Source organism: Microbacter margulisiae, assembly GCF_014192515.1.
Lineage (GTDB): Bacteria > Bacteroidota > Bacteroidia > Bacteroidales > Paludibacteraceae > Microbacter > Microbacter margulisiae.
On sequence record NZ_JACHYB010000002.1, the window covers coordinates 367,330 to 380,911 of the forward strand.

A 13,582-nucleotide genomic window follows, 5' to 3' on the forward strand; every position below is an offset into this window, starting at 1 on the left:
ATAAAAGAGTTGTGGAATAATCAATTCATAATCATCCTCATGCAACAATATCTTGATTTACTGCAGCATGTACTCAACGAAGGAGTTCACAAAGAAGACCGTACAGGGACAGGCACGTTAAGCGTTTTTGGCTATCAAATGAGATTTCGATTAGATGAAGGATTCCCTTTACTCACTACAAAAAAACTACATACAAAGTCAATTATACATGAGCTACTGTGGTTTTTACAGGGAAGTACAAATGTGCATTATTTGCAGGAGAATGGTGTGAAAATTTGGAACGAATGGGCTGATGAACAAGGTGAGTTAGGCCCGATCTATGGATATCAATGGCGTTCATGGCCTGATTATGACGGAGGACATATCGATCAGATCAGCCAAGCTATTGAGATGATCAAGCATAATCCTGATTCACGCCGTATTATTGTAAGCGCTTGGAATGTAGCAGATTTACCTAAGATGCACTTGCCGCCTTGTCACGCTTTTTTTCAATTTTATGTAGCCAACGGAAAATTAAGTTTGCAGCTATATCAACGAAGCGCTGACATCTTTCTTGGGGTGCCTTTCAACATAGCTTCCTACGCTTTATTACTGGAAATGATGGCACAGGTGACTGGTCTGAAAGCTGGAGAATTTGTACATACATTAGGAGATGCTCATATTTACACAAATCACCTGGATCAAGTCAAATTACAGCTTACACGCGAACCCCGCCCTTTACCAAGATTAAAAATAAATTCAGCCAAAACAAATATGTTCGATTTTGTTTTTGAAGACATTACCATTGAAAATTACAATCCTCATCCTCATATTAAAGGGGATATTGCAGTTTGAAAATTATTTTTGACAGGTTTCAGACTATAATATATCAATTCTTCAATAAAAACATTCAATATGAAAATATCTACTTCTCTGATGGGTATAAAAAAGCAAATTCCCAATTCTATCACAAGTGGCAATTTGTTTGCAGGATGCATTGCAACATACGCCGGATTTGATGGACAATATGATGTTGCTGCTTTGTTTATCATCATTGCAGCTATACTTGATTTTTTTGACGGTTTTGCCGCCCGCATGCTTCATGCTTATTCGCCTATGGGTAAAGAACTCGATTCGTTAGCTGATGTTGTCAGTTTCGGAGTAGCACCATCGGCAATGGTATTTTCGGTAATGTCTGACACATTTCCGGTCCAGTGGCATTTTCTCAGCTTTGCAGCTTTCTTTATTGCTGTTTTTTCTGCATTACGGTTGGCAAAATTCAACCTTGACGAACGACAAGGAAGTATATTTATAGGATTGCCCACGCCAGCAAATGCCATTTTCTGGGCATCTTTCGTTGTAGCTTCAAGCAACTTATTTACTTCTTTGCATTGGAAATTTTTTTTGGTGCTGATTGCTGTATTTTGTTACCTCCTTCTAGCCGAGATTCCCATGTTTTCTTTAAAAATGAAAAGTTGGAAATGGAAGGATAACCGCACTCGATACATTTATCTCATTCTGGCTTCTCTAATTCTCATTAGTTCACGCTTTAACGCCGGAGCTTTATCTATTATCATTGTCCTCTATATTGCATTCTCAATAGTAGCCTTTTACCGAAAAAAACAATAAAACCTTATTGTAATAAATCGATTCAATAGGGCTTCGTTTTTTTAAAAATAAATTGTACTTTTAACGCCGCAATCAAGCTACATTCTTCATCAATAATTATAAACTAAAATCTCTATGAACACAAAACAAAAAAGTTATGCATTGCCAATAGCAATGATGTTTGCGCTCTTTTTTATGATTTCGTTTGTGACCGGATTTCCTAATCCGCTAGGAGTCATAGTTCGGCACCAATTTGGTGCATCCAATTTTCTATCTTCGTTAGGCAACGCTGCCAATTTCATCGCTTATGCTTTCATGGGAATCCCAGCAGGTATATTATTGGAAAAAGTTGGATACAAAAAAACCGCTTTATTAGCTATTATTGTTGGATTTACTGGCGTTGCCATTCAATTTATATCCGGCCAGATAGGAAGTTTCTTCGTTTACCTAATGGGTGCTTTCATCTCCGGATTTTCGATGTGTATGCTGAATACAGTTGTTAATCCCATGCTGAATACGCTTGGTGGCGGAGGAAAAAAAGGGAATCAATTAATCCAGTTTGGAGGATCCATTAATTCTATTGGAGCGACTATTGTTCCAGTTCTTGTTGGATATTTAATTGGAAATGTTGCTACAGCTACCATTAAAGATGCAAATCCAGCACTATTTATTGCGATGGGTATCTTTGCTTTGGCCTTCTTTGTATTATTTTTTGTTGATATTCCCGAGCCACACATGATAAACAAGAAAGAAAAAAAGCAACCCAACCAGCATAGCGCGCTGTCATTTCGTCATTTTATTTTAGGAATCATCGCTATATTCGTGTATGTTGGAGTTGAAGTCGGAATTCCCAATACAACTAATTTGTTTATGACCAGTTCCGGAGATGGTGGCTTAAACATTAGTGCTATTATTGCCGGAACAGTTGTTGGTACTTACTGGTTCTTAATGTTGATTGGTCGATTGACAGGAGCTTCAATGGGCGCAAAGATATCCTCAAGAGCTATGCTTGCATTCGCAGCTTCATTAGCAATCATATTTTTATTAATTGCTATTTTCAGCCCTGTCACAACAACGGTAAAAATGCCGGTATTCCGTTCTGACATCTCATTTGGACTTGCTGAAGTACCTATCAGTGTAATGTTTTTAATTTTGGTAGGAATATGTACTTCTGTAATGTGGGGAAGCATTTTTAATCTCGCCGTGGAAGGATTAGGAAAATACACCGCCATGGCTTCCGGTATTTTTATGGTTATGGTATGTGGAGGAGGTATTTTGCCGATGATACAAGGATTTATAGCTGATAAATTTGGATATATCTCTAGTTATTGGGTCATTGTTGTCGGAGTCGCTTACATTCTTTTCTTTGCACTGATAGGAAGTAAAAACGTAAATAAAGATATACCAGTTGAATAAATCAATAAATCATTTTATCATGGATAAACCTTATGTTATAGGAATTGATATGGGCGGTACAAACACTGCATGTGGTATTGTAGATGCTCGCGGAGAAGTTTTACGCAGAGGTGCAATACAAACGCAAAAGTATACCGAAGCTGATCAATATATAAATGAATTACACAAAGCATTAATGCCGCTTATTGAAGAAGTAGGAGGCATCGATAAAATCAAGGGCATTGGAATGGGTGCTCCAAACGGCAATTATTATACTGGCAATGTAGAATTTGCCCCTAATCTACCGTGGAAAGGAGTTATTCCATTTGCAGGGATGCTACATGCAAAATTTGGAGTTCCTGCAGCCTTAACAAATGATGCTAACGCCGCAGCAATTGGAGAAATGACCTATGGAGCTGCACGTGGCATGAAAGATTTTATCATGATTACGTTAGGAACCGGCGTCGGCAGCGGTATTGTAGTAAATGGGCAATTAGTGTATGGACATGATGGTTTTGCTGGAGAATTAGGGCATACAACTATCGTACGTAATAATGGCCGCCAATGCGGATGTGGCAAGACGGGTTGTCTTGAAACATATACTTCGGCAACAGGTGTTGCCCGCACTGCACGTGAAATGCTGGATATCAAAAAAGAAGATAGCCTTTTGCGGAATATTCCGGTAGAAAGCATTACATCAAAAGATGTGTATGAAGCTGCTATCAAAGAGGATGCTATTGCAAAAGAGATCTTTGAATATACTGGTCGTATGTTGGGAGAAGCATTTGCTGATTTTGTAGCCTTTAGCGCACCTCAGGCAATTGTAATTTTCGGAGGATTGTCAAAAGCTGGAGACCTCATCATGAATCCAATTCGTGAACATATGGAAAAAAATCTCTTGCCAATCTGGAAAGGGAAAATCCAACTTCTTTTCTCCGCATTAAATGAGGCTGACGCTGCCATCTTGGGAGCTAGCGCTTTAGCTTGGGAATTAAAAAACTAATGTTGTTTATAAAGTAATCAAACAGTCTGTAAGCACATAAGCTTACAGGCTGTTTCCGTTTATTCCTTTGTATTTATACCAATGAAACAGGACAATCGATTATCATGGGCTATTATTCTGATTTTTTTTGGTTTATTGTTTTTGGGAGAACATTTAAATATCTTTCCTGCATTTGTCCGTAATTTTCTGTTTGACTTTCGAAACTATCCTTTTTATGCAGGAATCATTTTTTTACTAACCAATAAAAATCATGCTATCGGCATCATTTTACTTATTATCGGAATTTTATTCCGACTATCAGATATCATTCGTTTTACTCAAAATATTTCAGAATATATCTGGCCAAGTCTCTTAATAATAGCCGGAGTAGTGCTTCTTATAGGAGCAAAACACAGGAAAAGATAAATATTGCCATGAATATAGTATGTATAGGGGCAGGAAATGTTGGCTGGCATTTGGCAAGTCATTTGGCAGAAGCTGACTTTACGATATCGCAGGTCGTAAGTAGGACTATGGATCATGCACATAAGTTGGGACAACTGGTCAATGCACCATATACAACAAGCATGTCGGAAGTTTTTCCTGGTGCAGATATATACCTTTATGCAGTACCCGACCATCAATTATCGTCTGTTATAGCTCAGAATCCTATTAAAACAGGAATTCATTGCCATACGGCAGGCAGTTTATCGATGGATATTTTCGCAGAACATGTAGAAAACTACGGAGTATTTTATCCTTTACAAACGTTCTCAAAGCAAAAACAAGTTGATTTTCATGACATTCCAATCCTAATTGAAGCCAATAACAAACACAATCTGCATCTTCTGCAGAAAATGGCTTCGCATTTAAGTAATAATATTTTGCTGACTACCTTTCAGCAACGTCAACAACTACATCTTGCAGCAGTTTTTGCCTGCAATTTTAGTAATAATCTTTTTACTATTGCTGATCAACTACTGAAGGGAGCAAACCTACCTTTTGATCTTTTATTGCCTTTAATACGTGAAACTGTAGAAAAAGCTGCTATTCTCACTCCTGAAACTGCTCAAACCGGACCTGCTGCCCGTAAAGATACGGATGTCATAGAAATGCATCTGACAATGCTGGAAAACGACAAACAATTGCAAACACTGTATCGTTTACTTACTGACAATATTTTAAAAAATAAGGCTACCGTTAGCAAGTAGCACTATCTCTATTGATAGAAAATGACAGGATTTCTTCGCCTTGTTTTTCTTCCAGAAAGTTAATCAACGATTTAGAAATAGAAATTAAAATTTGTCGTGCAAACAGCTTCACTTTTGTATGTGATGCTTCATCGTACACGACAAAATAGAGTTTGGTTTTTCCAGTAGCATTTTCTGTGGACAATGCTTTGATATCATCAATTAAATCTTCTGTCAGTTTATTGATTTCTATCTTAATGCACAGTGAAGTCAATAAAGTATCCTCTTCAACGAATGCCGGCAATAATGCAATTCTCTTTACTTTAAATTCATATATAATTGGTTGCGAAGCATCTCGCGGACGACTATTCTTCCAATCAGCACCACGTTCCTGCACAATTCCCCAGATTAAAACGAATAAATTGGGAATCATGAATTTACTGAATTCAACAAAATCATTTTGGAAAAGCATAATCCGGTAAGCCCCGCTATAATCTTCTATGGTAAGCGAACCAAATGGACGTCCATTTTTTGTCATTCCCTGTTGAGTTGCCGTCACAATACCACCAGCAATAATTTCCTTCCCCTTTAAAGTCTCCAGGTCATTAAGGGCTGCCATTTGTGTATTACATCCGTAGCGCAGTTCCAGTTCATACTTATCAAGTGGATGAGCAGATAAATATATTCCCACATACTCACGCTCCTTGTTCAATCGTTCCAGAGAAGCCCATTGCGGAGCAAACGGAATAGAAGGCTTAGCTACGGCAACTTCTTCAAAACCACCAAACAATGAATTTGATGCATTGGTTTTATCATTCTGAACCTTATTGCCATAACGAATTAGCGAATCAATGGCTTGTTCATCTTTATCATTTTGTACGAAAAACTGTTCACGGCTCACATCCCCTAAAGCATCAAATCCACCGGCTAGCACTAAGCTTTCTATCGCTTTTCGATTACAGGCATTCAGGTTAATCCGTTCAAAAAAATCAAACGTCGACCGATATGCTCCATTCTTCTCACGTTCATTTACAATGGCATCAACAGCGCCTTCTCCCACTCCTTTTACACCTCCCAGTCCAAAACGAATAGCTCCTTTCTTGTTCACCACAAAATGTAGGCGGCTTTCATTCACATCCGGGCCTAATACTTCAATTTTCATGGAACGACATTCATCCATGAATTTTGCTATTTCCGTGATAGAATCTTTATTTCGGGTTAAGTTCGCTGCCATAAATTCGGCAGGATAGTTTGCTTTCAAATAAGCCGTTTGATAAGCAACCCATGAATAACATGTAGCATGAGATTTATTGAACGCATACGACGCAAAAGATTCCCAATCATCCCATATCTTCAGGATAATATTTTCATCATGACCATTCTTCTTGCAGCCATCAATAAACTTAACTTTAAGGGAAGCCATTTTATCTTTCAGCTTCTTACCCATGGCCTTACGCAACTCATCACTTTGTCCACGGGTAAATCCAGCCAAAAGACGCGAAAGTAACATTACTTGCTCCTGATACACCGTAATGCCATACGTTTCTTTCAGATAGCGCTCCATGACCGGAATATCATATGTGATGGGGCTTCTGCCCTGTTTCCGATCTATAAATTCAGGAATATTACTAATTGGGCCTGGCCGATACAAGGCATTCATCGCAATCAAATCTTCAAATTGGGAGGGTTGAAGATCGCGTAGGTATTTTTGCATTCCGGCAGATTCAAACTGAAATATTCCGGTAGTCCTGCCGTCGCTAAATAGGTCATATGTCTTTTTATCGTCCAATGGTATGGTATCTATATCCACATCAATGCCATGAGACTGCTTAATATTGACTAAAGCTTCCTTGATAATCGACAACGTCTTAAGACCTAGAAAGTCCATTTTAATCAGACCAACGTTCTCCACCACTGAACCTTCATATTGAGTTACTAAAAGCTCATGGTTGCTCCCTTTATCTTTAACCGTACTCAATGGCACAAAATTAGTCAAATCGTCAGAGCCAATAATCACACCACAGGCGTGAACGCCAGTCTGTCTGACAGTCCCTTCAAGCATTTCAGCATACTTAAGCGTATCTGACAATTTTTGGTTGGAAGATTCTCGTGCAGCTTTCAATTCAGGGACATACTTCAAACAATTAGAAAGGTTCACTTTGACCTCTTTCCCGTCCGCTTCCGGTAATTTATCCGGAACATATTTAGCTAACTGATTAGCCTCTTCCAACGGTAATTTCTGTACTCGGGCAACATCCTTGATACTCATCTTAGTTGCCATTGTCCCATATGTAATAATGTGCGCCACCCTTTCTTTACCATACTTCTCTGTTACCCAGCGAAGCACATCGTCACGCCCATCGTCATCAAAGTCGATATCAATATCAGGCATCGAAATACGATCAGGATTCAAAAAACGTTCAAACAACAAATCATACCGAATAGGGTCAATATCGGTAATTTTCAAACAATATGCCACAACCGATCCGGCTGCCGACCCCCGTCCTGGGCCAACCGCAACTTTCATGAAACGTGCAGCTTGTATAAAATCCTGAACAATGAGAAAATACCCAGGAAATCCCATTTGTTTTATTACACCTAATTCGAAATCAATTCGTTCCTGAACCTCAGGAGTCATGTTCTCACCTGGATAACGTTCTGACGCACCTTTCTTGGTAAGCATCTCAAGATAATCAGCTTCCAGCTTAATCCTGATAACTTTCTCATAACCTCCCATCTTGTCAAAATGGACACCGAATTCTTCACGCAGCATAGCTTCATCAAATTGCTTGCGATACAGTTCCTCTGTTGAAAAGCTTTCAGGAATTGGGAAGCGAGGCATGATCGCATCCGAATTAATATTGTAAAACTCAACTTTCCCCGCAATCTCTAACGTTGTTTGCATCACTTCAGGAAGGTCAGAGAATATGCGTTTCATTTCCTCAGGAGTCTTTAGCCACTCCTGTTTTGTATAATGCATTCGAGTCGGATCGTCAAAATCTTTACCAGTGCTCAAACAAATCAAGCGATCGTGAGCTTCGGCATGTTCCTGTTCCACAAAATGGACATCATTGGAAGCCATCACTTTAGTTCCTGTTTTTTGAGCCAAACGTAATATTTCCTTATTAACGATCTGTTGCTTGTCGAAGACATTACCATCAATCTCCTGATTCAATGTTTGGTGACGTTGCAATTCCAGATAGAAATCATCCCCAAACCGTTGCTTAAACCAATAGATAGCCTCTTCAGCTCCATCTATATCTCCGGATAATATTCGGGATGGAATTTCACCTCCCAAACAAGCAGTACAAACGATCAATCCTTCATGGTACTTATCAAGCAATTCTTTATCTATCCGAGGACGATAATAAAAGCCATCAATCCATGAGGCAGAGATTAATTTACATAAATTCTGATATCCTGTCTTGTTTTTCGCCAATAGAATCAAATGGTGACCGCTCCCATCTTCTTTTGCACTTTTATCAAACCTCGTTCTCCGTGCCACATATGTCTCACAACCAAGAATAGGCTTAAAAAGTTTCGTTTGCAGCTCTGCCTTCTTCTCAAGGTATCCGTTGATCTCCTCCATTTGGTTCTCAGCCTTCAATGCAGAGATTTCATGATCAATTTTCTTTATTTCGTCAAAGACCGGGGCATTCTTCTTGGCAACATAGTCATAAAACTCCTTGATGCCAAACATAGCCCCATGGTCGGTCAGAGCCAAAGCAGGCATATGGTTTGCAATAGCCTTATTTACTAAATCTCCGATTTTCGACATTCCGTCCAAAATCGAATAATGAGAGTGAACATGCAAATGAACAAATGAATCCATAATCAAATGATAAAGGTAAATACCCCTAAGCATACCGTACACATGGGGCACCTAATTATTCCTTCAAAGATATATAAAAAGGATCAAGGAGAATATTAAATGAACTATTGTTGATAAGTATTTCTTACAACAAAACAGTAGACAGCATACAATTGTATAGAAAGTAGGCCATTAATTCAGATGTAACCCTATCATCTTAGAATATCATTGCTGCTTCAGTAGTCGCAGAACTCTGGGCCGAGAAGCCCAGACAATCTGCTAAAAGCTCCCAGTTAATACAAACAAAAAGAGTTGCCTCAAAGAAGCAACTCTTTCCGAATTATATTTATGAACCTTATTATTCAGCTGCCGGGGTTTCTGCCTGAGCCTCAGTAACTGGTTCCTGTTTAGGAGCAACAGGTGTAGTTGTAGCAGCCTTTTTAGTACTTGCTCTACGTGTACGGGTAGCTTTCTTAATAGCTTTTTCCTTCAACATATTTTCATTGTAATCTACTAACTCAATGATACACATTTCTGCAGCGTCACCAAGACGAAATCCTGTTTTCAAAATACGAGTATATCCACCAGGACGATTGGCAATTTTTTGAGCTACGTCACGGAACAACTCTGTAACCACCTCTTTATTCTGCAAATAGCTAAAAACGGTTCTGCGGGAATGCGTGCTATCTTCTTTCGCTTTAGTCAACAGAGGTTCGATATAAACGCGCAAAGCCTTTGCTTTTGCAGTTGTAGTGGTAATACGTTTGTGTTTGATAAGAGAACAAGCCATATTTGCCAACATCGCCTTTCTATGGGATGAAGTGCGGCTTAAATGGTTGAATTTTTTATTATGTCTCATTTCCTTTAATCTTTATCTAATTTATATTTTGTCAAATCCATGCCAAACGAAAGATGCAAAGACTCCAATTTGGCATCCAGTTCATTCAATGATTTCTTTCCAAAGTTTCTAAACTTCAGCAAATCATTTCTATTGAACGAGCACAACTGTCCCAATGTTTCAACATCTGCTGCTTTCAAACAGTTCAATGCTCTCACAGACAGGTCTAAATCAACCATTTTTGTCTTAAATAACTGACGCATACGCAATGCTTCCTCGTCAAATTCTTCATCAACAACTTCTTCAACTGTCTCTACTGCAATCTTTTCATCAGAGAATAACATGAAGTGTTGTATCAGAATTTTTGCAGCTTCTTTCAACGCATCTTTCGGATGAATTGATCCGTCGCTCATTATTTCAATGATCAGTTTTTCGTAGTCCGTTTTTTGTTCAACACGATAATTCTCAATTGAATATTTGACATTTACAATTGGAGTAAAAATTGAGTCAATAGGAATAACATCTACTTCAGCTGCTACAAATTTATTCTCTTCAGCGGGTACATAACCTCTCCCTTTATTAATGGTTAATTCAATCTGAAGTGTATAATCCGGATCAATTCTGCAGATGAGCAAATCAGGGTTCAACACAACAAACCCCGTCAAATAACGACCTATATCACCAGCAGTAAAGACATCTTTTCCAGACACCGAAATACTGACTTTTTCATTCTCTACGTCATCTACACATTGTTTAAAACGAACTTTCTTCAAATTAAGAATAATGTTCGTAACGTCTTCCATAACGCCAGGCACCGTCGAAAACTCATGCTCTACGCCATCGATCTTGACAGAAGTGATCGCATATCCATCAAGAGAAGAAAGCAAGATTCGACGTAATGCATTACCGATTGTGATGCCAAAACCAGGTTCGAGAGGGCGGAATTCAAATACACCCCGCTTCTCTTCTGATTCGAGCATAATCACCTTATCGGGTTTTTGAAATGCTAATATAGACATAGATCAAAAATTATTTAGAATACAATTCAACAATCAGTTGCTCCTTGATATTTTCAGGAATGTCTGCACGCTCAGGAAGATGGAGGAATTTACCTGACATGGCACTTTTATCCCATTCCATCCAAGGATATTTGCTATGATTAAAACCGTTTAATGCATCAACAATAATAATCATTGATTTATCCTTTTCGCGTACTGATATGATCTGGCCTGGTTTTACCTGATAAGAGGGAATATTAACAACTTCTCCATCAACCAAAATATGACGGTGACCGACCAATTGTCTTGCTCCATTTCGAGAAGGAGAAAGTCCTAAACGAAACACAACATTGTCTAAACGTGATTCAAGCAATTGTAATAATACTTCACCAGTAATTCCTTTCGTAGCCTGAGCTTTTTCAAACAAAAGTCTAAACTGACGCTCTAATACACCATAGGTATATTTTGCTTTTTGCTTTTCTCTCAGCTGAATGCCATACTCAGACGATTTTTTGTGTCTTCCACTGCCATGTTGACCAGGAGGATAATTCTTCTTTGATAATACCTTATCAGGGCCAAATATCGGCTCTCCGAATTTACGTGCTATTTTTGATTTTGGACCAATATATCTTGCCATTGTTCTACGTATTTTTTTTTCGTTATTAGTTGTGCCAACACTCCGGTAAAGTTAACCTACTGTTACTCACTGAGAGTGTGGTTAATCTTTATACTCTTCTGCGTTTTGGAGGACGACATCCATTATGTGGTAATGGAGTAACATCAACAATTTCAGTCACTTCAATACCAGCTCCATGTACAGTACGAATTGCGGACTCCCGACCATTACCCGGACCTTTTACATAAGCCTTTACTTTCCTCAAACCCAAATCAAAAGCAACTTTTGCACAATCCTGAGCAGCCATTTGTGCAGCATAGGGGGTATTTTTCTTTGATCCGCGGAACCCCATCTTTCCAGCTGACGACCAAGAAATTACTTGTCCGTCTCCGTTGGTTAGGGTTACTATAATATTGTTGAACGAAGAGTGAACATGCAGCTGTCCAACACCATCAACTTTGACCACTCTTTTTTTAGTGGTAACTGCTTTCTTTGCCATATTCTATCAATGTTTGCTAAGTTAAACGTTATTTCGTTGCTTTCTTCTTATTAGCAACAGTCTTTTTCTTGCCTTTTCTTGTACGAGCATTATTCTTTGTGCTTTGACCTCTTACAGGCAATCCTAAACGGTGGCGAATTCCTCTATAACAGCCAATATCCATCAGTCGTTTGATGTTTAATTGAACTTCGGAACGCAAATCACCTTCAACTTTAAACTTAGCACCGATTATTTCACGGATCTTAGCTGCTTGGTCGTCAGTCCAATCTTTTACTTTAGTGTCTAAATCAACACCAGCTTCATTCAAGATTTGCTTTGCACTACTGCGACCTATTCCGTAGATATAAGTCAATCCAACTTCACCTCTTTTATTTTGAGGCAGATCTACTCCAACAATTCTTATAGCCATATATTACTTATTAAAATATTAACCCTGCCGTTGTTTATACTTGGGATTTTTCTTGTTAATTACATATAACCGTCCTTTTCGACGTACAATTTTACATTCGGGAGTACGTTTTTTAATGGATGCTTTTACTTTCATATTAATTTAATCTTTAATTGATTGCTAAACAATTTTCGTTTCTTGATTCTCGTGCCAGACACGATTGCAGTTTTATTTATAGCGAAATGATATTCTCCCTTTGGTCAAATCATAAGGAGACATCTCAACTCTTACTTTATCTCCGGGCAAAATCTTAATATAATGCATCCGCATCTTCCCCGAAATATGAGCCGTTATAACATGGCCGTTTTGCAATTCTACTCGAAACATAGCATTTGATAATGCTTCTGTTATGATTCCATCTTGCTCAATAGCAGATTGTTTTGGCATAAACGATTATGATCTGAAAAACATTAATTTACTGAATTTCTTCTTATAAAACACCTACGACTTTTTCGATAAAGTCAAAAGTAGATAAAATATCCGCTTTACCATCCCGAATTGCAATAGAATGTTCAAAATGTGCAGCCCATTTTCGATCTGCAGTTCTGGTAGTCCAACCGTCCTTTTCATAAATAAGCCGATAAGTCCCCATAGTAATCATTGGTTCAATAGCAATGGTCATTCCGCTACGTAGTTTAACTCCATTCCCTCTTCGGCCCGTATTTGGAACCTGAGGATCTTCATGCATGTCTTTCCCAACACCATGGCCAACCATATCACGTACTACACCAAATCCTTGATTCTCGCAATGAGATTGAACCGCGTAACCAACATCTCCTAAACGATTTCCATCAACTGCCTGGGCTATCCCTAAATAAAGAGCCTCTTTTGTTGTTTTAAGTAATTTCAATACACTTGCATCTATTGTGCCAACAGCAAATGTATACGCAGAATCACCCACAAATCCATTCTTAGTTGCACCACAATCCACAGATAAAATATCTCCTTCTTGTAAGAACACTTCATTGGATGGAATTCCATGAACAACCTGATCATTTAAAGAGGTACACAATGTATTGGGATAACCATAATAACCTAAAAAAGCAGGCATGGCACCATGATCACGAATGCACTCTTCAGCTATTTTATCTAATTCCAGTGTCGTCACACCTGGCTTTATGGCTTTGGCAACTTCTGCTAAAGCCATTGAAACTATCAAATTACTCTCACGTAATAGCTCTATTTGTTCTTCTGTCTTTAAATAAATCATATCTGATT

At 38.5% G+C, this 13,582-nt stretch carries 15 protein-coding genes; 6 read left to right on the plus strand and 9 right to left on the minus strand.

All coding sequences use genetic code 11. From position 1 onward, the window contains the following. Positions 1-39 precede the first annotated feature (39 nt). The 6 genes from FHX64_RS10700 to FHX64_RS10725 all read left to right on the plus strand — a co-directional run bounded on the left by FHX64_RS10700 (position 40) and on the right by FHX64_RS10725 (position 5,175). The gene (locus tag FHX64_RS10700; RefSeq protein ID WP_183414505.1) at positions 40-834 is read left to right on the plus strand and encodes a thymidylate synthase; all 795 of its coding nucleotides are present in this window, start codon (positions 40-42) and stop codon (positions 832-834) included. Between the two features lie 60 nt (positions 835-894). Beyond that, complete coding sequence (gene pssA / locus FHX64_RS10705) at positions 895-1,608, plus strand: CDP-diacylglycerol--serine O-phosphatidyltransferase (RefSeq protein WP_246392448.1); 714 nt, start codon at positions 895-897, stop codon at positions 1,606-1,608. A 114-nt stretch (positions 1,609-1,722) separates the two neighbouring features. Continuing rightward, positions 1,723-3,003 carry an MFS transporter gene (locus tag FHX64_RS10710; RefSeq protein WP_183413843.1) on the plus strand — a complete coding sequence of 427 codons (1,281 nt, stop codon included), beginning with the start codon at positions 1,723-1,725 and terminating at the stop codon, positions 3,001-3,003. Positions 3,004-3,022: 19 nt separating this feature from the next. Continuing rightward, a complete protein-coding gene (locus FHX64_RS10715) occupies positions 3,023-3,985 on the plus strand; it encodes an ROK family protein (RefSeq protein ID WP_183413844.1) in 963 nt (320 codons plus the stop codon). Positions 3,986-4,066: 81 nt separating this feature from the next. Beyond that, positions 4,067-4,390, plus strand: a complete 324-nt coding sequence (locus tag FHX64_RS10720; protein WP_183413845.1) for a LiaF transmembrane domain-containing protein — start codon at positions 4,067-4,069, stop codon at positions 4,388-4,390. Positions 4,391-4,398: 8 nt separating this feature from the next. After that, positions 4,399-5,175, plus strand: a complete 777-nt coding sequence (locus FHX64_RS10725) for a Rossmann-like and DUF2520 domain-containing protein (RefSeq protein ID WP_183413846.1) — start codon at positions 4,399-4,401, stop codon at positions 5,173-5,175. On the opposite strand, the gene dnaE is transcribed toward FHX64_RS10725, so the two are convergent. The 9 genes from dnaE to map all read right to left on the minus strand — a co-directional run bounded on the left by dnaE (position 5,165) and on the right by map (position 13,574). Continuing rightward, on the minus strand, positions 5,165-8,986 hold the full coding sequence (gene dnaE / locus FHX64_RS10730) for a DNA polymerase III subunit alpha (protein ID WP_183413847.1): 3,822 nt from the start codon (positions 8,984-8,986) through the stop codon (positions 5,165-5,167). The genes FHX64_RS10725 and dnaE overlap by 11 nt on opposite strands. Before the next feature lie 337 nt (positions 8,987-9,323). Beyond that, positions 9,324-9,824 carry a 50S ribosomal protein L17 gene (gene rplQ / locus FHX64_RS10735; RefSeq protein ID WP_183413848.1) on the minus strand — a complete coding sequence of 167 codons (501 nt, stop codon included), beginning with the start codon at positions 9,822-9,824 and terminating at the stop codon, positions 9,324-9,326. Between the two features lie 5 nt (positions 9,825-9,829). Further along, positions 9,830-10,822, minus strand: coding sequence for a DNA-directed RNA polymerase subunit alpha (locus tag FHX64_RS10740; RefSeq protein WP_183413849.1), 993 nt, complete (start codon positions 10,820-10,822; stop codon positions 9,830-9,832). A 10-nt stretch (positions 10,823-10,832) separates the two neighbouring features. Then, positions 10,833-11,438, minus strand: coding sequence for a 30S ribosomal protein S4 (rpsD, locus tag FHX64_RS10745; protein ID WP_183413850.1), 606 nt, complete (start codon positions 11,436-11,438; stop codon positions 10,833-10,835). 88 nt (positions 11,439-11,526) lie between these two features. Further along, entirely contained in the window at positions 11,527-11,916 is a 390-nt protein-coding gene (gene rpsK, locus FHX64_RS10750) for a 30S ribosomal protein S11 (protein ID WP_183413851.1), read from the minus strand. 28 nt (positions 11,917-11,944) lie between these two features. Beyond that, positions 11,945-12,325, minus strand: coding sequence for a 30S ribosomal protein S13 (gene rpsM, locus FHX64_RS10755; protein WP_183413852.1), 381 nt, complete (start codon positions 12,323-12,325; stop codon positions 11,945-11,947). Positions 12,326-12,343: 18 nt separating this feature from the next. Continuing rightward, complete coding sequence (gene ykgO / locus FHX64_RS10760; protein WP_183413853.1) at positions 12,344-12,460, minus strand: type B 50S ribosomal protein L36; 117 nt, start codon at positions 12,458-12,460, stop codon at positions 12,344-12,346. A gap of 72 nt (positions 12,461-12,532) precedes the next feature. Next, on the minus strand, positions 12,533-12,751 hold the full coding sequence (gene infA / locus FHX64_RS10765) for a translation initiation factor IF-1 (protein WP_183413854.1): 219 nt from the start codon (positions 12,749-12,751) through the stop codon (positions 12,533-12,535). Positions 12,752-12,794: 43 nt separating this feature from the next. Then, positions 12,795-13,574: a type I methionyl aminopeptidase gene (gene map / locus FHX64_RS10770; protein ID WP_183413855.1), complete on the minus strand. Its 780-nt coding sequence runs from the start codon at positions 13,572-13,574 to the stop codon at positions 12,795-12,797. Positions 13,575-13,582: the final 8 nt, after the last annotated feature.

Bases quoted from the DNA above. Each gene is read 5' to 3' on its own strand.
- FHX64_RS10700 (WP_183414505.1), top strand. From the start codon at position 40: ATGCAACAATATCTTGATTTACTGCAGCATGTACTCAACGAAGGAGTT.
- pssA (WP_246392448.1), top strand. From the start codon at position 895: ATGAAAATATCTACTTCTCTGATGGGTATAAAAAAGCAAATTCCCAAT.
- FHX64_RS10710 (WP_183413843.1), top strand. From the start codon at position 1,723: ATGAACACAAAACAAAAAAGTTATGCATTGCCAATAGCAATGATGTTT.
- FHX64_RS10715 (WP_183413844.1), top strand. From the start codon at position 3,023: ATGGATAAACCTTATGTTATAGGAATTGATATGGGCGGTACAAACACT.
- FHX64_RS10720 (WP_183413845.1), top strand. From the start codon at position 4,067: ATGAAACAGGACAATCGATTATCATGGGCTATTATTCTGATTTTTTTT.
- FHX64_RS10725 (WP_183413846.1), top strand. From the start codon at position 4,399: ATGAATATAGTATGTATAGGGGCAGGAAATGTTGGCTGGCATTTGGCA.
- dnaE (WP_183413847.1), bottom strand. From the start codon at position 8,986: ATGGATTCATTTGTTCATTTGCATGTTCACTCTCATTATTCGATTTTG.
- rplQ (WP_183413848.1), bottom strand. From the start codon at position 9,824: ATGAGACATAATAAAAAATTCAACCATTTAAGCCGCACTTCATCCCAT.
- FHX64_RS10740 (WP_183413849.1), bottom strand. From the start codon at position 10,822: ATGTCTATATTAGCATTTCAAAAACCCGATAAGGTGATTATGCTCGAA.
- rpsD (WP_183413850.1), bottom strand. From the start codon at position 11,438: ATGGCAAGATATATTGGTCCAAAATCAAAAATAGCACGTAAATTCGGA.
- rpsK (WP_183413851.1), bottom strand. From the start codon at position 11,916: ATGGCAAAGAAAGCAGTTACCACTAAAAAAAGAGTGGTCAAAGTTGAT.
- rpsM (WP_183413852.1), bottom strand. From the start codon at position 12,325: ATGGCTATAAGAATTGTTGGAGTAGATCTGCCTCAAAATAAAAGAGGT.
- ykgO (WP_183413853.1), bottom strand. From the start codon at position 12,460: ATGAAAGTAAAAGCATCCATTAAAAAACGTACTCCCGAATGTAAAATT.
- infA (WP_183413854.1), bottom strand. From the start codon at position 12,751: ATGCCAAAACAATCTGCTATTGAGCAAGATGGAATCATAACAGAAGCA.
- map (WP_183413855.1), bottom strand. From the start codon at position 13,574: ATGATTTATTTAAAGACAGAAGAACAAATAGAGCTATTACGTGAGAGT.